This window comes from Pseudomonas sp. Yb2C2 (assembly GCF_052112325.1).
Taxonomy (GTDB): domain Bacteria; phylum Pseudomonadota; class Gammaproteobacteria; order Pseudomonadales; family Pseudomonadaceae; genus Aquipseudomonas; species Aquipseudomonas marginalis.
Genome location: NZ_JAVAJK010000010.1, coordinates 1 through 25,141 on the forward strand (window position 1 = coordinate 1; position 25,141 = coordinate 25,141).

Below are 25,141 nucleotides of genomic sequence, written 5' to 3' on the forward strand. Positions count from 1 at the left end.
CAACGCGGGGCAAGCCCGCTCGCCACAGGTTAGGAGTAGTCCTCAGATCACGTGGGGCGTGGAGGTGCAATCTCGAATGCGTTATTGGTTGAGCCTGCGCAAGCTTATTGTGGTGAGCGGGCTTGCCCCGCGCTGGGCTGCGCAGCAGCCCCAATCAGGATGCCTGTGTTCTGTCAGGTAAACCACAGCGCCTGGTTTTGGGTCTGCTTCGCAGCCCAACGCGGGGCAAGCCCGCTCACCACAGGTTACTGGGCCTGGCGTGAAAGCCTTTGCAGCTTTGCGATGACCGCCTCGGTTGCCCGCTGCATCGGCGCCCGCAACTCACTCTCGATCAAGCCCTCCAGCGCCAGTGCGGCTTTCACCGGCGCCGGGTTGGGCTCCATGAACAGTGTGCTGATCAACGGCACCAAGCCAAGGAACGTCGCCCGCGCCTCAGCCAACTGGTTGTCCCGTACCTGTTGCCACAGCGCCACAAACTGTTCGGTGCACACATGGGCCGACGCGGCAATCGCACCGCTGGCACCCAGGCACAGCGCATTGAAGATCTGCAGGTCCTCGCCACACAACACATCGGCCTCACCGCTGGCCAACACCGCCAGGGTATTGCCCAGGTTGCCGCCGCAGTCCTTGATCGCCACGATCTGCGGGTGCGCGACGATGTTCAGCAAGGTCGCCTGCTCGAAGGTCACGCCGGTACGGTAGGGAATGTCGTAGAGAATGATCGGCACGCTGGACGCATCGGCCACCGTGCGAAAGAACGCTTCAAGGCCGGCCTGGGAAGGGCGGATGTAACTCGGCGCCGGCACCAGCAAACCCGCCAGCGGGCGCTTGAGGATCTCGGCCTGGAATTGCAGCAGCTCAATCTGGTTGTTGCCCGCCAGGCCCATCACCACGCGGTGGGCGGGCACCTGTTGCAATACCGCATCCAGCACGGTCAGTTGTTCCTGGCGGCTGAGCGATGCAGCTTCGCCCGTGGTGGTGCACACCATGATCCCGGCCACGTGCTTGTCCAGCAGGCGGCTGACCAGGCGGTGCAGGCCGACAAAGTCGATGGCGCCATCCTGGAACGGCGTGACCACGGGAACCCAGATACCTTGAAACGATGACATGCACTTTCTCCTGATGATTGACCGCTTGAGTCACCGTCAGAAGGGCATGGGCAATTGTGCAAGGGGGAAGGAGTCCGCGCTCAATGTCCTGTCAGCTCATCTGACGGGACAGCGCGCCCCGGTCACATGAGCGACTGTTTCTTCGATTTGAGGGCGTGCGCCACGCAACCTTGCGCCTTGGCAATCAAGCCAATGACGGTACGGTTAACGAGTGAGGTTGCGGACATAACTGACACACCCTGAATGAGGCTTCCATCTTCAGGGGATGTCAGTAAATGTGTCAAGCGCGTTGCAGGTGTTCACGCACAAATGCGCGGATTTCCTGTGCAAGCTCTGCATCTTCCGGCGCGCCCATGAAACCGCCATGGGGCATCGCTTCGAACACGTGCAATTGCGCCGGCACCCGCGCCTGGCGCAAGGCCCGGTGCAGGCGCACGGTGTTGGACAGGAACAGATCCCGCGTGCCGCTTTGCAGGAAAGTGGGCGGGAAGCCCCGACTGAAATCGCCGAACAGCGGCGACAGGTACGGGTGGGCCAGGTCCGCGCCGGCGGCATACAGCAGGTTGGTGCCCATTAGCGGGTTGGGCAGCACCACGTCTACCGTGCGGTTGACGTGAAAACTGTCGCCCGATTCGGTCAGGTCCACTTCCGGCGACAACAACACCAGCGCCGCCGGCAAGGGCAACCCTTCGTCGCGGGCACGCAATACCAGGGCCGCTGCGAGGTTGCCGCCCGCCGAGCGGCCACCGATCACGATACGGTCTGGGGCGTGATGCTTGAGCACATGGCGGTAGGTGGCCATGCAGTCATCCAGTGCCGCCGGGTAGGGATGATCGGGTGGCATGCGGTAGTCCACGCCGTAGCAGACCATGTTGTGCAGGTCGGCCTGCCTCCCGGCCGCGACGCGACAGTTTTCGCCACCGCCGAATACCAGGGCACCGCCATGCAGGTCAATGTAGGCGTCGCCGGTGTGATCCGACGGCGTCGCCACATGCACGGTCGCGTTTTCTACACGGAGGGTATGCAGGCTCGCGCGCAGTGAGGCCGCCTGGCCGGCGGTGGCTACGGCGAAGTGCTCGGCAACGGTGGCCTGCATGCGGCGCCAGCCGTCGTGGTCGTCAGGCGCCGGCATGACGTGCAGAGCGTTCAACGGTACGCCATCTTCACCCACCATGCGCTTGAGCATCGCCTGGGCTTCGGGGCTGATCGAAGAGGGCACGGGGATGGTCCGTGGGCTGATACGCACGCCGTCGCTCATGGTTGGGTACTCTTGGGTGTCGCTGTGTGCATCGAAGTGGAAAACGTCATTCTTGTCTGTGCTCGCTTCGTAGACGTAGGCGTAGTCGGTCAGCCCTTTATCGCGGCTTCTATCGCCGCAATGTCGATCTTGGTCATGGTCATCATCGCGTCGAATGCACGCTTGGCAATGGCCGGATCAGCGTGTGCCACCGCGTCCGTCAACACCCGAGGCGTGATCTGCCACGACAATCCCCATTTATCCTTGCACCAACCGCAGGCGCTGGCCTGGCCGCCGTTGTCGATAATGGCGTTCCAGTAGCGATCGGTTTCGGCCTGGTCATCGGTGGCGACCTGGAAGGAAAACGCTTCGCTGTGGGGGAATATCGGGCCGCCATTGAGGCCAATGCACGGGATGCCCATCACGGTGAATTCCACCGTGAGCACATCGCCCTGTTTGCCGGACGGGTAGTCACCGGGGGCCAGGTGCACGGCGTCGAGCGTACTGTCGGGGAAGGTGTTGGCGTAGAAGCGCGCAGCCTCCTCGGCGGTGTCGTTGTACCAGAGGCAGAGGGTGTTCTTGCGTTTCATGATCGGTCTCCACGGACAATGGGTCCATGGAGTTTAGACGGCCAACTGCCGTTCGATCGCCGCCTTGTCGATCACCGACCAGACCTGGGCGATTTTGCCGTCGACGAACGTGTAGAAAACGTTCTCCGAGAACGCCACCTGGCGACCATTGATCGCCAGCCCGAAAAACTCGCCCCGGGGCGTGACATTGAAGTTCAGCCGGCAGGCGACGGTGGGCGGGTCGGCGATCAGCAACTGGATGTGGAACACCAGGTCGGGGATCTCGCGGAAGTCGCGCTCCAGCATGGCGCGGTAGCCCTCCAGGCCGACCACCTTGGCGTTATAGGCCACCTCAGGGTGGACGAAGTCGCCCAGGCGGTTCCAATCCTGCCGGTTGAGGCAGTCGATGTAGCCGAGGTAAAGGTCGGCAAGTTGGTTGCGGGTCATGTTTTTTTCCTCAAGCCCTGCGCGCGGTCAACAACACCGTCGCCGCCGCCGACAACAACCCCGCACAGCAGCGGTTGAATATCCGCTTGCCACGCGGCTCCGCAAACCAGCGACGCATGTGCAGGCCCATATAGGCGTAGAGGCTGATGGCGATCCATTCCAACACCAGGAACAGCGCGCCCAGCACGGCGAATTGCGGGGTGATGGGTTGGCCGGGGACCACGAATTGCGGGAGGAACGCGGTGAAGATCAGGATCGCCTTGGGGTTGCCCGCCGCCACCAGAAACTCCTGCCGCGCCAGTGCCCATAAACCCACCTTCGCGCCTGCCGATTGCGCCTCAGCCTGCGGATCAGCCCGCCACAGCTGAAATGCCAGATAAAACAGATACGCCGCGCCCACAATCTTGATCGCGTAGAACAACAACTCCGACGTCTGCAGCACCACCGCCAAGCCTGCGGAGGCGAGGGCGATCATCCCGGCGAACGCCAGCAGACGGCCGATACCGGCCAGGCACGAGGTGCGGTAGCCGTAGCGCGTGGCGTTGCTGACGGACAGCAGGTTGTTCGGGCCGGGCGCCATGTTCAGGGCGAAGCAGGCGGGGAGGAACAGGGCGAGGGTGGCGAGGTCCATGGCGGCTCCGGTTTTGGACGGACGGGGAGCGTCGAGGATAAGGGGAGTGGAGGTGGTTGGACAATGTGCGGCTTGATTCCCATGTCCGGCGTGCAGTTCGCCGCCTCATGCACAGGCGGCCCTGTGACTGCTCCGGCTAAGCCACCTGATTCGCAAACCTGCCCACCGCGTCGACCACCCGCTTGGCGCCATCCTGAATTTCCACAATGACCTGGCCTGCCTGCGTGGCGAGTTCAAGACCTTGCTCTGCCTGGGATTTGCTGTTGGCCATTTCGGCGACGGTCTCATCCACCAGTTTCTGGTTCTGCAGCACCACCGAGGCGATTTCTTCCGTCGCCGTGCTGGTGCGCCCGGCCAGTTGTCGCACTTCATCAGCCACCACCGCAAAGCCGCGACCTTGCTCGCCTGCACGGGCGGCTTCAATCGCGGCATTCAATGCCAGCAGGTTGGTTTGCTGGGCAATGCTGCTGATGGTCTGAATGATCGAACTGATCAGCAGTGACTGTTTTCCGAGGGCTTCGACTCCACCGGCAGCCGCCTGCATATCAGCGGCGATTTTATGCATGGTATGCATCGTGTCGTTGACCACGACGGCTCCGCGCTCGGCACTGACATCGGTCTGCCGGGAAATTTCAAATGCGGTTTGCGCCGCGCCACTGACTTCCTGTTCCCGGGCAACCTGGTCGGAGACCACCGTGGCGAACTTGACCACCTTGCACAGTGCGCCTTCAGTGTCATACACCGGGTTGTAGGTTGCTTCCAGCCACACGGTCTGGCCGCGGCTGTCAACGCGTTCAAATCGGCCGGCTACAAATTCACCCCTGTTCAGGGTTGCCCAGAAATCCTTGTAGTGCTGCGACGAGGTTTCCTCCGGCTTGCAGAAAATCCGGTGGTGGCTGCCTTTGGCTTGTTCCAGGCTGTAGCCCATGGCGTGCAGGAACTGTTCATTGGCGGTGATGACATGCCCGGAGAGGTCGAACTCGATCACCGCCGTCGAGCGCAGCAATGCCTGGATGAAAGAAGTGTTTTCCGAGGCTTTTTCTACCCGGGCGGTAATGTTCGTTGCATAGCAGGTGACATGACTCAGCTGGCCGCTCGCATCCGTGATCGGCTGCCAATGTGCATGCAGCCATATCAATGAGCCGTCGGCATGCAGGTAGCGGTAATCGTCGGTAATGGACTTGCCTGCGGCGACCGCCGCTCGGAAATTATGAAAGCAGGGCAGCTTGGAGACGTACTGCGGGACGATCTCGGCCATGGCACGGCCTCGAAGTTGCTCCGGGGTGCAGCCCAACGACTTGGCAAAGTTGTCGTTGCATGCGGTGATCTTGAATGTCGAGTCGATGCTCAACGTCAGCATTTCACGGTTCAGGCCATCGCGCAGTTGGCGCAGTTCCAACAGCTCGGCTGCCTGGGCGTGAAGCTGGTTCTTGGCTTTTGTATTGAACATGGGAAACCGCCTCCTTGGGTTATATCCAGCCTATCGGCACGTCATTCTGCAAATTTAGGCCGTTCGACGGGTAAAGCTTCATCAGCCAGCCGGATCCCCGCTAACGTGTTGCGGTCCGCCGCATGTACCGCGCTGGCGGCGAGCCCAGTGTCTTGCGAAACATGCTGATGAACGAACTGACCGACTCGTACCCGAGGGCTTCGGCGGTGCGTTGCACGGATTCGCCCTCGGCCAGGCTCTGCAAGGCCACGATGATTTGCCATTGCTTGCGCCATTGGCCAAAGGTTAGCCCAGTTTCGCTTTTAACCAAGCGCGCCAGGGAGCGCTCGCTCATGGCGACCTGGCGTGCCCATTGGGCCATGGTGCAGCGATTTGACGGGTCCTGGGCCAACCCCCGTGCGATGAAACGCAGCTGCGTTGTGGCCGGAAGCGGCAGGTACAGCTGTTCCGAGGGGGCCAGTTCCAACTGTTCGAGGAGCACGCTCGCCACGCGTGCATTGGCAGACGCCGGCGGATAGTCCTGGGCTTGGGCGCTCAAGTGCAGGATCAATTCCAGGACCAGCGGTGACAGCACCAGCGTGCAGCATGTGTGCGGTAATGCTGCGGCACCGGGCTCTACGAACAGATAGCCGATCTTGCCGTTGGCGGTCACCCGGTTGCTGTGGGCAATACCGCCCGGAATCCATACGCCGAACCCCGATGGCACCATCCACACGCCATCCTCTACGGTGCACACGATGCCGCCGTGATACGCCACCACCAGTTGGCCTTTGCGGTGCGTATGGACGGGGAATTCGGTGTCGTTTCGCTGGCTTCCCAGCATCAACGCCACTGCGGGTTGGTCGAAATTGTCCAGTTCGAATTGATCCACCCCGTAGAGATGTGTCTCGTCCACGTCGCGCACCTCGATTGTCTGAATTTGATTATATCTTGGCAGCATACTCAATATCGGCACGGCCTTGCAGTCCCTACCATCGTCAGCAAGGCCATTGCCGACTGCGAGATTCAACGATGCTGAGCGAAATCACGATTGCCCACCTCTACCTGCCGCCTTTCTTGCTCTACCTGGGCGTTACCGCCGTGGTTTACGCACTGCTGGAGCGGATCGTGCGGCCCTGGCTGGACTGGGCCTGGCACCCGAGCATGGCGCGTTTCTGCATGTCGTTGATCGTTCTCTCGATCCTCGTACTGAAGTTTTGAGGCGCGGGCGATGACGATCAAACACCTGCTCAAGACCCTCGTCACCCTGATGCTCGGCTTGACCGCGCTGCTGTTGTGTACGCAGTTGTGGCGCGCCTATGAGTTGGCCCCCTGGACACGGGACGGGCGGGTCAGTGCGCAAGTCATCCGCATTGCCCCCGAAGTGTCCGGCCAGGTTGAACAACTGCTGGTCGAGGACAACCAGTGGGTCGCCAAGGGCGCGTTGTTGTATCAGATCGACCGCAGCGCCTATCTGCTGGCCCGGCAACAGCGAACGGCCGAGCTTGCCGAGGCGCGCAGCGTGTTCGAACAGCGCCGCTCACAGCTCAGCCGTCGCCAGCAACTCGGCGATGCCATTGCGCGGGAGGAGACCGACAATGCGGCCCGGGACCTGGCGGTGGCCAGGGCGCGGGTGGACGCGGCCCAGAGCCAGTTGGCCCACGCGCAGCTGGATCTGCAGCGCACGACGGTTCGTTCACCGGTCGACGGGTATGTGACCCAGCTGCGGCTGCAGCCGGGTGACTACGCGGCGGCGGGCGATACCAATATCTATGTGGTCGACAGCCATAGCTTCTGGGTCACCGGTTACTTCGAGGAGACCAAGCTGCCCGGTGTTCGCGTGGGGGCCGCGGCGTCCATCAAGCTCATGGGCTTTGCGCCGCTGCTTGAAGGGCATGTGGCGAGTCTCGGCAGAGGCATTGCCGACGGCAACGAGCTGCGCAGTAACAGTGGCTTGCCCCAGGTGGCTCCTACGTTCAGCTGGATACGCCTGGCCCAGCGTGTGCCGGTTCGGATTGAGCTGGACAAGGTGCCACCGGGCGTGGAGCTGGCGGCGGGGATGACTGCGAGTATCGAGGTCGCCGAGGCGGGGGCCGCCCCCCATTGGCGGCTTACCCAGTGGCTGCAGGATTTCATGTGATGGCCCGTGCACTGCGAATGCTCGGGGCATGGTCGCCCGAGACCTCGGGGTATGTGCTGCGCAGTCTTGCGGCGGCCACATTGGCCCTGTGGCTGGGTTTCCAATTGCACCTGGAGGCGCCGTTCTCGGCGGCTTCGACCGTGTTGCTGCTGATCCATCCGCTGCAGGGCGCGGTGGTCGGCAAGGGCTTCAATCGCGTACTGGGAACCCTGGTGGGGTTGCTCGCCGCCCTGGTCCTGACCGGCCTGTTCGCGCAAAAAATGCTGCTGTTCATCCTCGGGGTCGGGGTGTGGCTCGGCCTTTGTGTCGGTGCCATGACCGTGCTTCGGCACTACCAGGCCACGGCGGCAGTGGTCGCAGGCTATACGGTTTGCCTTGCCCTGGGCCCGGCCATTATCGCCCCGCAGCAAGGTTTCGAGCATATCGTGGCGCGGGGCACGGCCGTGGTCCTCGGGGTGTTGAGCCTGAGTCTGGTGGCGACGCTGTTCAGCCGCAAGACCGTCGAGTCCAAACTGAACAAGGCGCTTGAGGACATCGCCGCCCGTACCTTGGGATTGCTGGCCTTGCGAATGGAGGGGGAGCAGGGCGCGCAACTGGCTAGTGCGCAGGGCCAGCTGGCCATCGATGTGGGTAAGGTGGACGAGCTTCTCGGGATCGGCCGAGGTGAGTCCCGCCTGATCCGTTCCAGGCTTGCGCCCCTGCAGGCAGGGCTTGCGTATGTGCATGGGGTGATCCTGGACGAGTCACCGCTCAACCGCAGTGGCTTGCCTTCCCTCGTTCGGATGGGCGCGCAGCTGCAACAGCTGGCTGAAGCAAAGCCGGGTTTTTCCGCGGCAGCCGAGCATGTCCGGGAGATGCAGCACTGCCTCGCCCAGGCGCATGAAAACTGTCAAAGCCAGCAGTGCTTGAGTGAACAATTGGCAGACCTGTCCAGCGCCTTGCTGAGCTTTGCTTGCCTTGAACGCGCGCCCCGGACGCCGGCCCGCGCCGTGGGGTTCCACCGCCATTACGGCGACGCGCTGCGCAACGGTCTACGCGCCCTGGTGGCCACGCTTGCAACCGCTGCGGTCTGGTACCTGACCGCCTGGGACCAGGGGCCAACCTTGCTGGCGGTGTTGGGCCCGTGCTGCACCTTGCTGGCCACCAGCCCGGCGCCCGCTCAAGGCATCGGCCGCTTCTTCGAGGGGACGCTCTACGGCATCGTAACGGCAGCGGCGTGCAAGTTCCTGGTGTTGCCGCACATCAGCGGGTTCGCGTTGCTCAGCATCGTGCTGATCGCCTTCTGGACCGTCGGCATTCATGCCACCACCCGGCCGCGCCACGCCTTGCAGGGCATTGCCTACCTGATCGCGTTCAACACCCTCGTCGGCACCGGCGGCACGGCCCAGTACGACTTCACGGACTTCGCCAATCAAGCGCTCGCCTGGCTGGCAGCGCTTGCCATCTGCCTGCTGGCCTTCCAGCTACTGCCGGGGAAATCCGCCCGCCATGTACACGTCCTCACCCAGGCGCTGCACAGGGACACCCGGCGCTTACTCCGGCACGGGCGCCGCATGGACCTGCTCAAGTGGCAGGCCCGGCAACAGCACCGATTGGTCGCCTTGCAGGCACTCTTGGGCGCTGGTCACCAACCGGCGGGCGGCGCCGGCTCTGTGTCCCTTCAATTGAGTCGCCGGCTGCTGACTTTACAACGCCAGACACGGGAGCTGGAACCTGACTCGGCGATCGCCACGTGCGCGCGAAGGGGCGAACAGCGTATTTCACGGTATGCCTCCACTCCCGCGATCAGCGCGGCTCAGGCACGTCGGACGTCGAGATCATTGACCCGGCTGGGGGCTCACGCTCTGGCGGCTGGCTACCAGGAGTTAGCCGGGCTGCTCGACACCTATTCAAGCATTACCAACGCGGATATCCGCATCCATTCCAGTTCAAACAACCAAGGTGAGATGAAATGAAGCAACTCCTTATCTGGACGCTTTTCGGCATGATCGCGTCGACGCCATGGGCCGTGCAGGCATCGGACGGGGCTGAGGCGCTGGTGCGCTGGCAGCAGCAATTCAAGCAGGAGCAAAAACAGCGGGCTGAACGCCCGAGGGGGGATCAGGGCTCCAGGTCCAAGGCCGCAATGACCGGGAAAGGGAAAACCTGATCGGATAGCGGCCGGGGCAGGGACATTCCTCGGGCGAGGGCTTGATTGAACAGGTTTTGCAGAAGCCCCTCACCCCGCCGCAGAGTCAGAAGCTCTCAAGACGCACGTGGATTCCCGCTCGTCCAGCCAGCTCGATAACGTCTTCCAGTCGATCCGCGTCAACAATGAAACCGTCGTAATTTTCACCTCCGGAGTCCAGGTGAAGAAACCGTTTACCGAACCGGGCGAGCCACTGATCAAAGTTATCGAGAACCTGTGGCATGGAGGTAGCGTCTTCCCGTACATAGGCGTAGGGCGCCTTCAAGCCACTGGCGCTGACCAGAAAGGGCGCTTGATACTCAAACACGTCATAGCCCTTCCAATCCACGCTGAGGAGTACAAGGTGTTCAAGTTTTTGCCCCTTGGCGTCATTCAGGAAACCTTCGGTGAGGGCACTGCAGGGGTCATCTCCCATCGCGTATCTGCGCATAACGCGGCGGACAAGTCTGGCGCCTTCTTTTTCCGCAGTGGTCGCCACCAGCGCCTGGGCAAAGGCTTCGAGGGCTTTTTTCTGGGTGGGGTCGCTGCGCTCGGGCCGTAGCTCTTTCATGATCGCTGAAGCGCTGAGGTTGGTTTCCTCGGGAGGAGGCATGGTAAAGCGTCCACCAAACAACCGATCCAAAATGCCCATGTCTGTCCCTGTATGAGTGTGAGGAAAACCATTGAGTCAAGCACAACTGCCGTTCAACAACTGTCCCGGGACGATCAAGGCAAAGACGCTGGGGTCACGGTGTACCAGCCCGACGGCGTTTTGGCACACACCTGGGGTTTCAGCGGCGTTTCTACGGTGGTGTCGGCCTGGGTGGAGAGTTGGCGAACGGCAATCACGCAGCCGGCCTTGAACGTGCTGATTTTCATCATTTGAAGTTCCATTTCATAGTCTTTACCGGGCTCGGGGATGAGCGTGACAGGCGCGGGAAAGCAGGAGAGTTGCGATCCCCCCATGGCGAACCCTGCAATAAACGGTTTACCGGCCGGGATGACATGTTCGTCAAACACCTTGGGCGATTGATTGATGGCTTTGCTCGCCTTGCTGGCAGGCATGCCAATCACGCTGTTCTGGCGGTCTGTCGCCCGGAAAGGGTAGAGCCCCGCCGAGTCGACATGGGCTGTTTGCCATCCGGCTTCCTCGGGGGTTTTGGTCAGCAGGGACTCGTTGTAGAACATCTCGCAGGTCTGGCCACTGATAAAGCCTGCGTGGGTGGTGTCACCGGTGATCAGGCGGACACGCGCCGTATTGGCCGGGTCATATCGACTGATTTGTGCTTCGTTGCGAACGTCGGTCTTGGTGGTGGCGCAGCCGATCAGCGTCAAGCTGACGGCCAGGGGAAACAGTAAACGCATGGGTAACCTTCATATCCTGTGAGGGTTGGGGGCCGCAACCATACTATGGCGGGGATATGTTCGCCCACTTGCGATACACGGGGGAAGGGACAGGGAGGGGACGTTCATGGCGGCTGTACATTGACGTAACATAGCCGCATAACACTCAGCCTCGGATGTTATCGGGAATGAAAACTGGCCCACTGGACGGGATGAAAATTGCCTATCACATCACCAGCTCACACGTTGCGTGCACTGTCGGAGCTCGATTACTACCACATTAGGTCGGTTCAGCTCCCCGTTGAAATCACCATGCTTGACGCGTGGAACATCACAACGGCTGAGCCGGGGCTGGCCATGCGGCTGGCTTTCCGAATAAGGGACGCAATTTCTTCGTTATTCGGTGTGAGGCGAATCGGCGGGTTCTCGGGCGTTGCGCGAAAAACGGTACACGCAGGCGAACACCTGGATTTCTTTCTGGTGGAGCACAGCGCCTCCAATATCCTGGTTCTTACCGAGCGTGACAGGCATCTTGATGTCATGATCTGCCTTTCGATAACAGATCGTGTGCTCACCATCACATCATCGGTCGTCACGCATAACCTCTATGGACGCATCTACATGTTACCGGTAGGGCTCGCCCATAAAGTGATCGTCAGTAGTCATCTGCGCCGACTGAAGAGAAGCCTTGAAGGGCAGTAGAGGTTGGTTGTTCCGGCTGCATTTCATCGATCAGCGAACCCGTACACGAGTCCATCAGCACCCATCCTGTCGCCCACTGACAGGCGCATGCACGGCCATCAACTCAGCCACCCATTCGATAAACACACGCAGCTTGAGGCTGATATGCCGGTTCGGCGGAAAGGCCACGTAAAGCGGCATCGGATCAAGGTGCCAGTCCTTGAACAAGGGCACTAATTCGCCCCGGTCCTCGAAGGCTTTCGACATGTAGGTGGGCAGCCACAGCACGCCAAGGCCCGCCAGGCCGGCAGCAAGGTAGGCATTGCCATCATCGACCGCCAGGGCGTAGCGGCCCTTGATCTGGAGACTTTCCTGGTGCTTGCCCATGGCATAGGGCAAGGGCTTGCCGGTGCGGGCCCACAGGAAGCCGACGATACGATGGTTGGCGTCTTCCAGTTCCCGTGGGTGGGCGGGCGTACCTACGCGTGCCAGGTAGCTCGGCGCGGCAAACACGCCGAGCGCCAGGTCGCCTACACGTCGGGCCATCAGGGATTGGTCGGTGAGTTCACCGCCACGCACCACGCAATCGACGTTCTCATCGATCATGTCGACGATACGGTCGCTGACGCCCATGTCGATCTGGATGTCCGGGTACCGGGCGTAAAACCCAGGCAACGCGGGGACGAGGATCATGCTGGCCAGTGGGCTCGGCACGTCCACGCGCAGGCGGCCCCTGGGCAGGGTTGCCGCGCCGGACAGGCTGGTCTCGGCGTCGTCCATATCGGCCAGCAGCTGCAGCACGCGTTCGTAGTACACGGCGCCGTCGGCCGTGACGTTGACTTTGCGCGTGGTGCGGTTAAGCAATTTGACCCGCAGGCGTGCCTCCAACTGCTGCACCAGTTGCGTCACGGTGGTCTTGCTCATGTGCAAGGTCTCGGCGGCCTTGGTGAAGCTGCCGGCTTCCACCACGCGAGCAAATGCCTGCATTGCATCAAAACGGTCCATTAAGGCCTCGGCGATCGATTGTTTGGGTTTCACAAACAGTGCTGGCCAAGGTTGCTGGTTTATCGCCCTGGCACAAGCCCCTAGAGTCTGCCCATCGTTAATTGCGGGTCAATCTCGACCCTTTGATGGAGGCTTCCATGACGCAGCGTAATGTGGTTTTTCCGCCTGGACGCCAGGCGCTGTATGAGCGCAATCGCTATTCACCGGCCATTAAGTCCAATGGCTTTTTATTCGTGTCGGGGCAGGTCGGCAGCCATGCAGACGGCTCGCCCGAGCCCGATCTGGAGGATCAGGTCCGTCTGGCGTTCAACAACCTGAATGCGATCCTGGGGTCTGCCGGCTGCACCTTTGACGATGTGATCGATGTGACGGTGTTTATCGTCGATCCCGAATCCAGGTTCGAGACGATCTGGAAGGTGGTGCCGGAGTTCTGGGGCGAAGCGCCGCACCCGACGCTGACTGGCGTGGGGGTTACCTGGCTGTATGGGTACCAGTTCGAGATCAAGGTGATTGCCAGGCTTCCTGTGTGAATCCGTGCTGGCACATCCACCTCAGCAAGCACGGCTAGGCGCAGGCTGTTGGTATAGTTGATCCTATCGTCCAACGCCTATCCCGGAGCTTGCAACCCGTGTCTGACTTGCCAGGCAACGCCGCCTACACACAGCGTTTCGACGCCGTACTCGCCTATATCGACGCGAATCTTGAAGGTGACTTGTCAGTGAAGACGCTGAGCGGGGTGGCGCATTTTTCGGTGTTTCACTTCCATCGGCAATTCACCGCGTTCGTGGGCATGCCGGTTGCGCGCTATGTGCAACTGATGCGCCTGCGCCGCGCGGCACATGACTTGTCTTCCCGCGCTGATTATTCGGTGCTGGAGGCGGCGCTGGGTGCCGGCTTCGAAAGTCCTGAAGCCTTTGCCAGGGCGTTCAGGCGAGCGTTCGGCATGGCGCCGAGCGCATTCCGGAAACGACCGGATTGGCAGCTCTGGCGCGCGGTATTCAGCGTCCCTTACTTTTCCAGGAGCATCATCATGCAGGTACGAATTGTGGAGTTTCCTGCGGTCAAGGTGGCCGCATTCGAGCACCGCGGCGCCCCAGGGCGCGTGAATGAAAGCGTGCAGACGTTCATTGCGTGGCGCATGCACAGCGGGCAGTCGCCGGTGGCTTCAAGTCGCAGCTTCGGTATTCCCTTCGACAATCCTGATACGACCCCGGCCGATGAGTTCCGGTTTGCCATTTGCGGCGAGATTCACCAGGCGCTGGCCGCGAATGAGTTCGGCGTCACTGAACGCGTCATCCCCGGCGGGCGCTGTGTGGTGGTGCGTCACGTGGGTTCGCCGGATCACATCGCAGAGTCGATCTATCCGATCTACCGCGACTGGCTGCCTGGCAGCGGCGAGGAGCTTCGGGACCAGCCGTTGTTTTTCGAATACCTGAGCATTTTCCCCGAGACACCGCAGGATCAATGGCAGACCGATATTTATGTGCCGTTGCAGTAGCGGCGCTCGCCAGCCTGTGGGAGCGCGATTGCGCTTCCACGCCCGGTGTTGCGGCCAGCTACGGTTGAGCGGTCCACACCGCCAGTTCATAACCATCCGGGTCAATGAAGTGAAACCTGCTGCCACCGGGGAACGAAAAGGTCTCGCGGCTGATCACGGCGCCTGCGGATTTGAGCCGCTGCTGCGTGCCTTCGAGATCATCCGCGTACAGGATCACCAGCGGGCCACCCGGTCGAACGGGCTCTGCGGTCGTGAACCCGCCGGTCAGCCTGCCATCGCTGAACTCGGTGTAGGTGGGGCCGTAGTCGACGAATGCCCAGCCGAACACTGCGCCGTAGAAGGCTTTGCTGCGGGCGATATCGCCCACGTTGAACTCGATATTGTCGATCTGTCGGTCTGGACCGCGAACGCTCATGGTTGCCTCCTTGGCGGATGGTTGAGGGGCGAGTGTAGCGGTTTACACCCGGGACTGGGTTACCATGCCGGCGCGAAATTTCCGCCGAACCCTCTGGCCACTTATGTCCTCCAACGCGCTGTACACCGACCTGTCCATCTACTACGACCTGATGTGCGCCGACATCGACTACCGCGCGCAGAGCCACAGCGTGCGCCGGCTGCACCAGTTGTTCGGCAATGACGGGCGCCGCCATCTGGACCTTGCCTGTGGCACCGGGCCCCATGTGCGCCACTTCCTCGACTTCGGCTACCGCAGCACCGGCCTGGACATCAGCCAACCGATGCTGGACCTCGCCCAACTGCGTTGCCCCGAGGCAGGGTTCAGCCGCCAGGACATGGCCGGTTTCCAGGTGGACGAACCGCAAGACCTGATCACCTGCTTCCTGTACTCGACTCACTACAACCCCGGGCTGGCCCAACTGCGTGCCTGCCTCGCCAGCGTGCACGGCGCACTCGCCGACAACGGCGTGTTCTGCTTCAACGCGGTGGACAAACTGCATATCGACAACCGCTTGCTGGTACGCCATAGCGTGGAGTTTGAAGGCAGTCATTTCACCTTCGGTTCCGGCTGGCATTACCGCGGAGAAGGGGAGCAGCAGGCACTGCGCCTGAGTATCGAGAAGACCACGGCGGGGGTGACCCAGGCCTGGCAGGATGAGCACACCATGGTGGCGCTGAGTTTCACGGAGTTGCAGGGGCTGTTACAGCCGTATTTTGAGGTGCAGGTGTTCGAGCATGACTATGAGCGGATCACGCCCTGGGCGGGCGTGACCGGCAATGCGTTGTTTGTGTGTGTGAAGCGGTAATGAACTGCCAGGCGGCCCTGATGCTGACGCGCTGGATCGCAATGATGCCAGCGCGGGTTCAGTTGATTTGATTTAACTTGCTGGCGCTTCTTCTGCGGCTGAAACCTGGGCACGCAAGCGTTGACCGATGATCGCCACATCAGGCCAGGGCCATCACGCAATCATCAACTGCCCTTTGATCAGGTTTTCTTGCCCGCTTCCTCCAGAGCCTTTTCAGCGTTGAACCCGTCGAAGTTCTCGAACACGCCCATAAAGCCCGGCACGGTCACTTCTCGCGCCCAGTCGCGCTGCAGCTCGCAATACATCTGCACGCGACTGATGAGCTTCGCGCCCGCCTGCTCCATTCTGCGTAGCGCCGCCTCGTGTGCGGCGAGCGATGTGCCGCCAACCGCGTCGACCGGCACATACACTTCATAGCCTTCCTGGATAGCGTCGAGCACCGGGAATGTCAGGCAGGCCTCGGTCCAGAGCGCCGTCATGATGAGTTTCCTACGCCCAAGCGCCTTGACCGCCTGTTTGAATTCCATGTCCTCCCAACTGTTGATCGAGGTGCGGTCATAGGTCGGCAGGTGGCCGAGTACCTCTTGCAGTTCCTGGATCGGCGGTTTGTTGCGACCGGTCGCTACATTGACGGTCGAATGGATGATCGGAAGGTTGTAGTTGACCGCCGCCCTGGCGACGCTGGTGATGTTGAAGACGAGTTCGTCACGCGGCATCGAGCGGATCGAGGAAACCTGAACAGGCTGATAATCGATGATGATCAACGCTGAGTTTTCCGGGGTCAGTAGTGGGTCGGTATGGGGGTTGCGCAGAGTCTCGCTTGCCATGGGCAAATCCTTTTTATGGGTGCACGTTGGTAAAAAGGCCTGAGCCCGTGCGGGTAATGGATTCCAGGACACGGGTAGAGGATGCTGTGCCTGGAAAATCCATTGTGCTGTTCCCATGTTCGACACAGTAGTAGCATCCTGCGATGTGCTGTGTCGCATGACGGGGAACGCAAGCATGGATATCGAAGAACTACAGACCTTCGTGGAGGTGGCTGATGCCGGGGGCATTTCGCAGGCAGCAGTGCGTCTTGGCGTATCGAAGTCGATCGTCAGTCGTCGCCTGGCTCGGCTTGAAAGCGAACTCGGCGTGCAACTGCTGGCACGCTCCACTCGCGGCGCGGCACTCACTGAGTCCGGCGCGACATTCAGGGACTACGCCGCCAGAGTCTGCACCGAGATCGACATCGCCAAGGAAACGATCCTGCCTGCCGGCGCTCTTCGCGGCCGCCTGCGCGTGGCCGTCCCGCTGTCGTTTGGCCCGACTCATTTCGCACCGGTGCTGGCGGAAATGGCACGCCGTCACCCTCAGTTGCATATGCAGACTTGCTACAGCGATCGCTTCGTTGACCTCATCACCGAGGGCTACGATTGCGCCATTCGCGTGGGGTATCTGAAGGACTCCAACCTGATCGCAAGGCGCATTGGCCCGGTCTATACCAAGCTTGTCGCGAGCCCGGATTACATCAAGGCGCACGGTGCCCCCGCGACGCCGGACGACCTGGTCGACCATCAGGCGCTTCTGCAAGGCACTGAAGCCTGGCAGTTCATGGACGGCGACAAGATCATCACGGTTCGTCCGCAAGGACGCTTCAAGGCCGACAACGGCATCGCCCTTGTTGCCGCTGCGATTGCTGGCCTCGGCGTCGCCTACCTGCCTGACTGCCTGACCCATGAACACGTGGCATCCGGCGCACTGGTACCGATCATGACAAACCATCCACCACCACCGGCCGGGGCCTACATCCTCCGCCCGCCGGGTCCGCATCCCGCCCGTAAAATACGCGTGCTCACCGAACTGCTGATCGAGTTCTTCGGTGAATCTCCGCACCTGGCGGTGCAGCCGCTGTCACATCGGGAAGATGCGCCGCCGAATAGCTGAATCATGGTGGGCCGAGTAACCGGGCTGAAGGTTGGCACTGTTGGCTGAGCTGGCGTCGTGCGTGAATCAAGGTCCAGCGCTTTGTTTGTCCAAGCCAGGACAGGAGATGTGATGTGCTTCAACGCTCGCGACAGTCAAGGGGCCGGACTGCGTTTTTTGCAGACACAACAGCGCTGATCGTGTTTTTCACAATCACCGGCATCATCAATGAACGTTTCATTGCCGGCATGGCCTGGGATCAGGTCCTTCATGCGCGCCTTCTGGGCGCAGTGCTGATGGTGCCGGTCGCGAGACCTTACGGTCTATGGCGGGATTGGGTGATGACGCGCGCCAGTCAGGGTCGGGTTTCCAGGTTGCTATGGGACAGTCTCGCCCTCGTCAGTTTCCAGGTGCCCATCTATGCAGCGATCATAGCCTTCAGTGGTGCATCGGGAAGTGGGCTGGTGCGCGGCACGCTCGGTGCGGCGTTGATGATGCTGGTTCTGGGCCGGCCTTATGGGGCGTTTCTCAATGGGGTGCGCAAGGTGTTTGGATTGCCTCCGGGTGGAGACAAGCCGATGTCGCTGAACAGCTGAGCGACCGCTGCTGGGCGATTCTGTTGCGGTGGTCGAACGGACGTTCTTCGATATATCCGGGCATCGACATCCTCCAGCTAACCCATTTCCCTGGCGAAATGCTTGGTCAGTTCGAGCAGGGTCGTTCGCAATTCAGGCGGACGCACGGGCTTGGACAGGATGGAGATATTCATGTGGATCAATGTGCTACGGATACGCTCGATTTCATGGCCGGTCATGATCATGGCCGGTACTTCCCAACCACGCTGTTCGCGAATTGCAGCGATACACTCGGAACCTGAAATCCTAGGGCCCAGGTCGAAGTCGGCAATGATGATGTCGCATTCCGTGGTCACGTTCAGTCCATCGCTATGACTTTCTACCTCGCATCCCCATTTTTCCAGCAAGGCCGAGGTCGCCATCAGTACGTTGGAATCGTCTTCCACCAGGCATACCCGCAGACCCTGCAGACGGCTTTGCGTGGGCGCTGGCCGTTGCGTCTCGATGCCTGGCGCGACGCTTTCCAGGCGTTGGATAGTGGCGCGGGTGCCTTGGCCGAGTCGGGAGTCCAACTGGATATCCAGATTGAGCAACTGGCTGATGCGCTTGACGATGGACAAGCCCAACCCCAGGCCCTCGACATCCTTGTCGCGTGCGTGGCGCACCCGGTAAAACTCCTTGAATACGTCCGGCAGATGTTCAGCGGCGATGCCGCGTCCCTTGTCGTAGATGACAATGGCCAAGCCCTTGCCTCTGGGACGCACACCGATCAAGACCGGTTGGCCGGACGCGTATTTGAGTGTATTTGACACCAGGTTCTGCACCATGGTGGTCAACAGCCCCGCATTGACATTAACCCAGTGCTCGCAAGGGCGCAGGCGCAGTTGAACCCCGGCCCAGCGCGCGGCCTCGGTGTTCTGTTTGACGACGTCCCGCAGCAGCGCGCCCAGGTTCACCGGTTCCGCTTGCGGCTCCAGCTTTCCGTTGTCGAGAGTGTAGATATCCAAAATCGAACGGAACAGTTGAGAGACGGTATGCAGCGAGCGGTCGATGTTGTCCACCAGTCGCAGTTCTTCGCCGCCCAGATTCGCGTCCCGCAGGCACGCGGTGAACAGGCCGATGGAGTGGATGGGCTGGCGCAGGTCGTGGCTGGCCTGGGCGAGAAAGCGTGATTTCTCCTGATTGGCGGCGATTGCCTCTTCCGATGCGATACGCGTGCGCTTGAGCAGAATGTGCGCATAGGCCGGCACGACGATGGTGGTCACGATCAGCATCAGGAACATGTAGGGCTGTGCGCGCCAGAACGGGGTAAGCATGAAGATCATGACCAGCATGCTCAGTGCGATGAGTGTCGCGGCGGTCAAGTAGCGCGAGCCAAAGCGCATGCCATTGCCCAATGTGACCCAGAGCAACGCGGCATAAACCGGCAACGCGCCTTCTCCACCCACGATCATGGCGAAAGCGATGCCGGTATAGTCATGGGCCATGGCGAACAATCGGCGCCAGAAAAAGTGCCCTGGCCAGCGCTTGATCGCCATGCGCAGGGGGACTGCCACGCTGATGAAAAACGCCATGTACCACATGATCGGTACATAGGTGGCGAAGTCACTTGAAGGAAGGAGGGCCACCACCAAGATGTACAGCGAAGCACAGGTGCTGACCGTCAACCGCAACGTGGCCTGGTCCAGCTCACTGTTCTTTTCCGTCATGTTCATTGCGATTCTCCAGGGTAAGAAGTCGCTTAAAAGTTGAAACCTGGCGTTACAGTTTGCGTTACGATGCGCCGGACCTGAGGTGAGATGGGCCTTGACATGACGCACAGAATCATAGTGGCAGATGACCATCCTCTGTTTCGCGAAGGTATGCTGAGAACCATAGAACGGCTTATGCCGACAGCGATGATAGAGCAGGCGGGCAATCTGGATGAAGTACTGGCGCTGGCGCGTGCGGGCGCAGAAGTTGATTCGTTGATTCTGGACCTGCGCTTTCCCGGTATCACGTCGATGCAGGTCATAGGCCAGCTGCGCAACGAGTTCAAGCGCACCTCGATCATTGTGGTGTCGATGGTCGATGACCTGGACATTATTTCCCAGGTCATCGCCCAAGGCGCTGATGGCTTTATCGGCAAAAACGTTGATCCGGCAGGCATTGCCGAAGCCATCCTGGCGATTCGGGAAGGGGAAGTCGTGGTGAAGTACAACCCCGAAAATCCCCTGCTGGACCCAAGCCTTGCCTCACTCACCGCCCGCCAACGGCAAGTGCTCGGCCTGGTTGCAGCGGGCAAGACCAATAAGGAAATAGCCAAGCAACTGGGGATCTCCCCGTTCACCGTACGCATCCATGTTTCCACTCTGCTTAAATCCCTGGGTGTGCCCACCCGCGCGGCGGCGGCGGCTCAATTCAGTAACTTTCCCGGTGCCAGTGGGTGGCCGGGCAAGCTCGATACGTGAATCAAGACGGTGCAATGAACATTAGAGCGTGGGTTGGGGCACGGGGGTGTTACCGGGGATCAACTTGGCGCCTTTAGGCCTTTTTGGACAGTCGCCAGATGAATACCAGCGGGTCACCACGCCCTTTTCAATCATGAACCGCTGTTCGCAACGGGCGTAATCAGGCACATAACCCCATTCCATCGAATGGCTGCCGTTTGTAAGCCATACGTAGTCGTAGCCGATGATTTTCGAGTTGCCATCACTGAGGCCATGGCTGTTTTTTGGCGCCCCCCATGACGTCACCAACTCATCTTCGGACGCACCTACCCATGAAGCAGTAATGTCCGATGTCGTTTGATAACGCTGGTTCGTGACCAGATTACTCAAGGGAGAACCCGCACACCCGGACAGCATCAGAATGGATAAGACGGTGATCCATGATTTCATATTTCGACTCCATTCATGCGGCTTCAATAATCGGGCATTACATCAACTGGCGAGTAATTTATTACATTGATTCAAGCCATTAATGTCCATCTGGCTATGCTAGACAAGTCCCTGTTGGTCGCCTATAGCACACTTGTACTATAGCGTCAGCTCACGCGCCCTCATAAGCTGTACACGCTCGAAAAAGTCTTAAAGGCTTTGAGCCAGAGCGCACACCGGAATGCACTTTAACTTCAGCGTTGAAGTGTTCCAGTGTGTTTGCCCACCTGTGAATCCAAAGGCTCGATTAGTTGCACTACGTTGTGTCAACTTCACCGTGCATCCGGTCGAAATGGAATGGTATTAATCACAACTCAAGGTAAGTCTATGTGCTTGAAATATGGAAAACTACTTGGAATCGGATTCACGCTGTGCATACTGACCGCAGGCCTGGGAGGCTGTGCTAACACTGGGGATTTGATGAGTTCCTTAAATCCTGGAGCACAAAAGTACGATGTTGCTTACCTGAAGAAAACCATCATCCCGGGGAAAACTACCAAGACTCAGGTGACGCAATTGTTCGGCGCTCCAGCCGAAGAGCAACTTGATTCAACGAGCAGAAGCAACGGGTCCAACTGGACCTATGATAAAAACCAGGAGGGTCTGGAAAAGTACATGACCCTGGCCCACAAATATGTCTCGACCGAGACAAGCCTGAAGATGTACGACGCCTCGTCGCAAGTGTCCAAGGCACAGGGTGTCGCCAATGATGTCGGCAGTGTGACGGGCACGAAAAAAGCTCAAAGCCAGACCCAGGGAACGAAGTTGATAATTTACTTCGTGGATGACGTGGTGGATTACTACAGGCTTTACTGACACGTTCCGCTTCTGATACGACACGCCGTGTCGTTTGATGCCTTAACACGCCAACCTACGCCTTATTGTTCTCAAGGGGGCGGCATCCAGCGATGCATCCCCCATGGTCCATGAGGTTGAACGCGTGGAAAAGAACAGCGAACTCAATCAGGCCACGTTGCGCCTGACCGTCAGCGCCTGTGCGCTGCTGTACATCATCGTACTGAGCGGGCTGCGCCCCAGCGATACCGCAGCCTACACGCCCATCATCGTGTATATCTCGACCTTCATCGTGGTGTCGATATTCCTGCGCATGGCGATCAAGCGCTGGCCAGGACACTTTTTTTGGCGGCGCTTGCTCTCCATGCTCCATGACTACACCGGTATTGCTTTCGCCATGGTGCTGGGAGGCGAAGGTGCATTGCCTATTTATGCCGCGCTGCTCTGGGTGACCCTGGGTAATGGCATGCGTTTCGGCTCACACTATCTGGCCCTGGCAACCGTGATCGCGTTGTCTACCCTTATCGTTATTTTCTTGTTCAACCCCTTCTGGCGCGCGCAGCCCTACATGTTCCTGATGCTGATCGTGACCACCATCGTCGTGCCGACCTATGCACACATTCTGCTCAAACGCACGCGTATCGCATCGGAAGAGGCAATCGCCGCCAATCAGGAGAAATCACGCTTTCTCGCCCAGGCCAGCCACGACCTGCGCCAGCCCATCCACTCCATCGGCCTGTTCACCGCGTGCCTGCGGGACGCGAATCTGGGCGGCGAAGAACTGCGCCTGGTGGACAACATCGACCGCTCGCTGCATACCGTCTCTCAACTGTTCCGTTCGATTTTGGATATCTACACCCTCGACAACGGAAAGCTGGAGCCGCAAGCGGAACCGGTGAACCTGGGCGCGCTGTTGCAGGAGGTCGTCAAACAGAACACCGAGGCCGCGCGCTGGGCCGGGGTTCAACTGCGCCTGCGCCCTTGCGAGCACTGGGTTAATGTCAATGGGGGGCTGTTGACCACCATGGTGCAGAACCTGGTGTCCAATGCGATCAAGTACGCATCGGGAGAGCCCGTGCTGATCGGTGTCAGACGCCAGGCAAAGGGCTTGGCCGTGGTGGTTTACGATAAGGGCTGCGGTATCGCCGCCGAACATTTACCGGACGTGTTCAAAGAGTTTTACCGGGTGCGCCACGCACGCGACAAGGATGTCGAGGGCCTGGGGTTGGGCTTGTCCATCGTCAAGCGCATCAGCCAATTGCTCAATGTCGATGTACATATTCGCTCCACGCCCGGGCGCGGCACCCAGGTGGCAATCAGCGGGTTGAAACACGCCGCCCCAAAGGTCATCGCGCCTCGGATGAAAAGCACCCATGAGCGCCTGAACGGACTACGGATATGCCTGATTGAAGACGACGCCAATGTGTTGCTGGCCACCAAGGCCCTGCTGGAGAAATGGGGCTGCGTCGTCGAGACCCACAGTGATGCGGATACCCTGGCCAGCGATTGCGACATCATCATTGCCGACTTCGACCTGGGCACAAAGGTCTCGGGGTCCGAATGTATCGCGGCAATACGCGAGTTCCGGGGTCAAGAGATACCGGCATTGGTCATCACCGGGCACGAAATCGAGCGCATCCGTCAATCACTGCACGCATTCAATATCTCGGTACTGGCCAAACCGGTGCGACCGCCGGAACTGCGTAACGTGTTGCTTGAGCAGGTCAAGTCAATGAAGTGCGGTGCGAGTTACCCGTAGATCCATCAAGGGACTAGCAGGTGTAGCGCCCCGCGAAACGCGCGGCGGCTACTGCTCTATTGGGTACGTTCAAGGCACGTATCAGCGAAGACACGTGAATACGCACGGTATAGGGAGAGATTTCCAGTTCAGCGGCAATTTCCTTGTTGGTTTTACCTTGTGCGATCAAATGCCAGACTTCCCGCTGCCGCGACGTCAGTTTGCCCATCGCATGATCACTTTCAAATGATGGTGATTCGGCCGGTTCGTATTTGACCACTACTTGGCCATTCCGAATATCATTGATGGCGTTACGTACCTCTTCGGCTGAAATGTTCTTGCCAATAAAACCATTGGCGCCGGCCTCCATCACTCGCGTAATGACCACGCTGTCATCGACTGTCGAAACAACAACGACTGCAGTAGTGCCTCTTTCCCCGCACAGTTTCGCAAGCTCTTTCAAGGAGCAAAGCCCTGGCAAATATACTTCGATAAACAGCATGGCGACAGGTTGCCAGCGTTCCAGGAGAACCCAGACTTCCTCCAGGTTTCCTGCCTGTTTTATCGTTGCTTCAGGTATTAAGCACTCCAGTAGCCCTGTCATGCCCTCTCGATAAAGTGGGTGTTCGTCCGCCACCACAATTCGGCAACTCATATCAGCAAGCACAACCCGTCCAGATCAATGAAAACACGCTTTGATCATGTCCGACTCATACAACTTATGATATAGAACAGCTGAACTAGTACACCTGTGCTAGTTACTAAAGGCCATTAAGCAATTAAGTACATTTTGGTCGATGCAACTGCGGCACAAACAGCGGGCTTGAACCCGTTGCCAGGAAGGGCAGTGCTATCCTCCTTCTCATCGCCTGGGCATAAAGCTACCTAGTTGGCTCGCGTCTCATATCGCATCTTGACCACTTCAACGAGCCGCTCCTGTCCTCCATTGGTTCCGGAGAGGCTGGCCGACCTGATTGATTGTCCACGGTAGGGCCCTTCGGCAGCAAACCAATTCTGCACCACGACCTTCTGGGTCGGTTGCTGACCGGACGTTGATCCAGTGGAAATTTCATTGGTGAAGCGACAGGTCTCGAACGTCCCGAGTGCTGTCTTGATCGTCTCGCGGCCGTGGTAGGTCAGCTTTTCTGATACCTCAAACTCAAGCGTGGTGCCGCCGCTGGCGACCTGGTTCTTGTAACTGACGGCGACTGTCTGCCCGGGTTGTAAATCCAGCGGCGTGGTGGGAGGAGGGGTGTAAAGGGTCGTGGTCAACGAAGGCCCGGCACCGTGTCGATCACCATAGCGAATCAACTGGCCGTCCTTGATTTGCGCAAAGGTGGTCGTTAAATACACCGGCGAATTGCTTATGAACGTGGTGTGTAACGACGCCACCGGGTTGGCCCCGGCGAAGTCTTCATGGCCCAGCGTTTCGGTTTTACTTCGATTGGTTACTGCAGAGGTGTTGTCGCGACTTTCAGACTCCACAACGGTGCCGGCCTGGAAATCCGCTTCATTGGTACACGGTGCCGAGGAGGCCGTTGCACCAACGGCTGCCTCGGTCCAGGTAGCGCTGGTGGTTAACAGCGAGATCAAGGCCATCGCCAGCGCAGCGTTCATTTCAATTTTTCTGGTGGTTATAGGTTTCAAAAAAAGCATCCCTGTTCAATACGATCGGCAGCGTCGAATAGCGT

At 59.7% G+C, this 25,141-nt stretch carries 29 protein-coding genes and 1 pseudogene; 13 read left to right on the forward strand and 17 right to left on the reverse strand.

The features are described 5' to 3' along the window. Positions 1-245: 245 nt before the first annotated feature. The 8 genes and pseudogenes from dapA to Q8X51_RS15445 all read right to left on the reverse strand — a co-directional run bounded on the left by dapA (position 246) and on the right by Q8X51_RS15445 (position 6,338). The gene (gene dapA / locus Q8X51_RS15410) at positions 246-1,109 is read right to left on the reverse strand and encodes a 4-hydroxy-tetrahydrodipicolinate synthase (RefSeq protein ID WP_407694460.1); all 864 of its coding nucleotides are present in this window, start codon (positions 1,107-1,109) and stop codon (positions 246-248) included. 280 nt (positions 1,110-1,389) lie between these two features. Further along, positions 1,390-2,367 (reverse strand): alpha/beta hydrolase, encoded by a 978-nt coding sequence (locus Q8X51_RS15415; protein ID WP_065948284.1) that lies wholly within the window; start codon positions 2,365-2,367, stop codon positions 1,390-1,392. A gap of 89 nt (positions 2,368-2,456) precedes the next feature. Beyond that, positions 2,457-2,936, reverse strand: a complete 480-nt coding sequence (locus Q8X51_RS15420; RefSeq protein ID WP_407694459.1) for a VOC family protein — start codon at positions 2,934-2,936, stop codon at positions 2,457-2,459. Between the two features lie 33 nt (positions 2,937-2,969). Next, positions 2,970-3,362 carry an ester cyclase gene (locus Q8X51_RS15425; RefSeq protein ID WP_065948286.1) on the reverse strand — a complete coding sequence of 131 codons (393 nt, stop codon included), beginning with the start codon at positions 3,360-3,362 and terminating at the stop codon, positions 2,970-2,972. A 10-nt stretch (positions 3,363-3,372) separates the two neighbouring features. Beyond that, positions 3,373-3,993: a LysE family translocator gene (locus Q8X51_RS15430; protein WP_323146115.1), complete on the reverse strand. Its 621-nt coding sequence runs from the start codon at positions 3,991-3,993 to the stop codon at positions 3,373-3,375. A gap of 136 nt (positions 3,994-4,129) precedes the next feature. Beyond that, the gene (locus Q8X51_RS15435; RefSeq protein ID WP_370671255.1) at positions 4,130-4,567 is read right to left on the reverse strand and encodes a methyl-accepting chemotaxis protein; all 438 of its coding nucleotides are present in this window, start codon (positions 4,565-4,567) and stop codon (positions 4,130-4,132) included. Between the two features lie 102 nt (positions 4,568-4,669). Further along, positions 4,670-5,443, reverse strand: a pseudogene (locus Q8X51_RS15440) (PAS domain-containing protein); the annotation flags it as partial. Between the two features lie 100 nt (positions 5,444-5,543). Next, the gene (locus Q8X51_RS15445) at positions 5,544-6,338 is read right to left on the reverse strand and encodes an AraC family transcriptional regulator (RefSeq protein ID WP_074848172.1); all 795 of its coding nucleotides are present in this window, start codon (positions 6,336-6,338) and stop codon (positions 5,544-5,546) included. 116 nt (positions 6,339-6,454) lie between these two features. Between Q8X51_RS15445 and Q8X51_RS15450 the strand changes: the two genes are divergently transcribed. The 4 genes from Q8X51_RS15450 to Q8X51_RS15465 are packed head-to-tail and all read left to right on the forward strand — an operon-like array spanning position 6,455 to position 9,711. Beyond that, complete coding sequence (locus Q8X51_RS15450; RefSeq protein ID WP_065925194.1) at positions 6,455-6,643, forward strand: DUF1656 domain-containing protein; 189 nt, start codon at positions 6,455-6,457, stop codon at positions 6,641-6,643. Positions 6,644-6,653: 10 nt separating this feature from the next. Then, a complete protein-coding gene (locus Q8X51_RS15455; protein ID WP_065925195.1) occupies positions 6,654-7,562 on the forward strand; it encodes an efflux RND transporter periplasmic adaptor subunit in 909 nt (302 codons plus the stop codon). Then, positions 7,562-9,517 carry an FUSC family protein gene (locus tag Q8X51_RS15460; RefSeq protein ID WP_407694458.1) on the forward strand — a complete coding sequence of 652 codons (1,956 nt, stop codon included), beginning with the start codon at positions 7,562-7,564 and terminating at the stop codon, positions 9,515-9,517. The genes Q8X51_RS15455 and Q8X51_RS15460 overlap by 1 nt, the downstream gene beginning before the upstream one ends. Beyond that, positions 9,514-9,711, forward strand: coding sequence for a hypothetical protein (locus Q8X51_RS15465; protein ID WP_065925197.1), 198 nt, complete (start codon positions 9,514-9,516; stop codon positions 9,709-9,711). Before Q8X51_RS15460 ends, Q8X51_RS15465 begins: the two co-directional genes overlap by 4 nt. Positions 9,712-9,796: 85 nt before the next feature. Here the strand turns inward: Q8X51_RS15465 and Q8X51_RS15470 are convergent, their stop codons facing one another. Both Q8X51_RS15470 and Q8X51_RS15475 read right to left on the reverse strand, forming a co-directional pair. Further along, complete coding sequence (locus tag Q8X51_RS15470) at positions 9,797-10,381, reverse strand: DUF6630 family protein (protein ID WP_065948290.1); 585 nt, start codon at positions 10,379-10,381, stop codon at positions 9,797-9,799. Between the two features lie 74 nt (positions 10,382-10,455). Next, a complete protein-coding gene (locus Q8X51_RS15475) occupies positions 10,456-11,094 on the reverse strand; it encodes a hypothetical protein (protein WP_065925198.1) in 639 nt (212 codons plus the stop codon). 198 nt (positions 11,095-11,292) lie between these two features. On the opposite strand from Q8X51_RS15475, the gene Q8X51_RS15480 reads away from it, so the two are divergent. Further along, a complete protein-coding gene (locus Q8X51_RS15480) occupies positions 11,293-11,775 on the forward strand; it encodes a DUF2867 domain-containing protein (protein WP_065925199.1) in 483 nt (160 codons plus the stop codon). 54 nt (positions 11,776-11,829) lie between these two features. On the opposite strand, the gene Q8X51_RS15485 is transcribed toward Q8X51_RS15480, so the two are convergent. Further along, the gene (locus Q8X51_RS15485; RefSeq protein WP_330216151.1) at positions 11,830-12,759 is read right to left on the reverse strand and encodes a LysR family transcriptional regulator; all 930 of its coding nucleotides are present in this window, start codon (positions 12,757-12,759) and stop codon (positions 11,830-11,832) included. A gap of 137 nt (positions 12,760-12,896) precedes the next feature. On the opposite strand from Q8X51_RS15485, the gene Q8X51_RS15490 reads away from it, so the two are divergent. Next, complete coding sequence (locus tag Q8X51_RS15490) at positions 12,897-13,289, forward strand: RidA family protein (protein WP_065925201.1); 393 nt, start codon at positions 12,897-12,899, stop codon at positions 13,287-13,289. A gap of 98 nt (positions 13,290-13,387) precedes the next feature. Next, the gene (locus Q8X51_RS15495) at positions 13,388-14,257 is read left to right on the forward strand and encodes an AraC family transcriptional regulator (RefSeq protein ID WP_065925202.1); all 870 of its coding nucleotides are present in this window, start codon (positions 13,388-13,390) and stop codon (positions 14,255-14,257) included. 58 nt (positions 14,258-14,315) lie between these two features. Here the strand turns inward: Q8X51_RS15495 and Q8X51_RS15500 are convergent, their stop codons facing one another. Next, entirely contained in the window at positions 14,316-14,672 is a 357-nt protein-coding gene (locus tag Q8X51_RS15500) for a VOC family protein (RefSeq protein ID WP_407694457.1), read from the reverse strand. Between the two features lie 103 nt (positions 14,673-14,775). Here Q8X51_RS15500 and Q8X51_RS15505 point away from each other — a divergent pair, with 103 nt between their 5' ends. Further along, positions 14,776-15,519, forward strand: coding sequence for a class I SAM-dependent DNA methyltransferase (locus Q8X51_RS15505; protein WP_065925204.1), 744 nt, complete (start codon positions 14,776-14,778; stop codon positions 15,517-15,519). A gap of 179 nt (positions 15,520-15,698) precedes the next feature. Here the strand turns inward: Q8X51_RS15505 and Q8X51_RS15510 are convergent, their stop codons facing one another. After that, positions 15,699-16,346, reverse strand: coding sequence for a hydrolase (locus Q8X51_RS15510; protein ID WP_065941713.1), 648 nt, complete (start codon positions 16,344-16,346; stop codon positions 15,699-15,701). A gap of 175 nt (positions 16,347-16,521) precedes the next feature. On the opposite strand from Q8X51_RS15510, the gene Q8X51_RS15515 reads away from it, so the two are divergent. Together Q8X51_RS15515 and alaE are read left to right on the forward strand one after the other, a co-directional pair. Next, on the forward strand, positions 16,522-17,445 hold the full coding sequence (locus Q8X51_RS15515) for a LysR family transcriptional regulator (protein WP_065925206.1): 924 nt from the start codon (positions 16,522-16,524) through the stop codon (positions 17,443-17,445). 113 nt (positions 17,446-17,558) lie between these two features. Beyond that, a complete protein-coding gene (alaE, locus tag Q8X51_RS15520; protein ID WP_065925207.1) occupies positions 17,559-18,020 on the forward strand; it encodes an L-alanine exporter AlaE in 462 nt (153 codons plus the stop codon). A gap of 77 nt (positions 18,021-18,097) precedes the next feature. On the opposite strand, the gene Q8X51_RS15525 is transcribed toward alaE, so the two are convergent. Beyond that, on the reverse strand, positions 18,098-19,714 hold the full coding sequence (locus tag Q8X51_RS15525; protein ID WP_370671253.1) for an ATP-binding response regulator: 1,617 nt from the start codon (positions 19,712-19,714) through the stop codon (positions 18,098-18,100). Positions 19,715-19,810: 96 nt separating this feature from the next. Here Q8X51_RS15525 and Q8X51_RS15530 point away from each other — a divergent pair, with 96 nt between their 5' ends. Further along, positions 19,811-20,449 (forward strand): response regulator, encoded by a 639-nt coding sequence (locus tag Q8X51_RS15530; RefSeq protein ID WP_027608115.1) that lies wholly within the window; start codon positions 19,811-19,813, stop codon positions 20,447-20,449. A 21-nt stretch (positions 20,450-20,470) separates the two neighbouring features. On the opposite strand, the gene Q8X51_RS15535 is transcribed toward Q8X51_RS15530, so the two are convergent. Then, entirely contained in the window at positions 20,471-20,878 is a 408-nt protein-coding gene (locus tag Q8X51_RS15535; protein WP_092484906.1) for a hypothetical protein, read from the reverse strand. A 459-nt stretch (positions 20,879-21,337) separates the two neighbouring features. On the opposite strand from Q8X51_RS15535, the gene Q8X51_RS15540 reads away from it, so the two are divergent. Beyond that, the gene (locus tag Q8X51_RS15540) at positions 21,338-21,733 is read left to right on the forward strand and encodes a hypothetical protein (protein ID WP_065925237.1); all 396 of its coding nucleotides are present in this window, start codon (positions 21,338-21,340) and stop codon (positions 21,731-21,733) included. 103 nt (positions 21,734-21,836) lie between these two features. Beyond that, the gene (locus Q8X51_RS15545; protein ID WP_407694456.1) at positions 21,837-23,471 is read left to right on the forward strand and encodes an ATP-binding response regulator; all 1,635 of its coding nucleotides are present in this window, start codon (positions 21,837-21,839) and stop codon (positions 23,469-23,471) included. A 13-nt stretch (positions 23,472-23,484) separates the two neighbouring features. Here Q8X51_RS15545 and Q8X51_RS15550 read toward each other — a convergent pair whose 3' ends face one another. Further along, positions 23,485-24,105: a LuxR C-terminal-related transcriptional regulator gene (locus tag Q8X51_RS15550; protein WP_074846917.1), complete on the reverse strand. Its 621-nt coding sequence runs from the start codon at positions 24,103-24,105 to the stop codon at positions 23,485-23,487. Positions 24,106-24,335: 230 nt separating this feature from the next. Further along, complete coding sequence (locus Q8X51_RS15555; RefSeq protein ID WP_407694463.1) at positions 24,336-25,049, reverse strand: hypothetical protein; 714 nt, start codon at positions 25,047-25,049, stop codon at positions 24,336-24,338. Positions 25,050-25,141 lie beyond the last annotated feature (92 nt).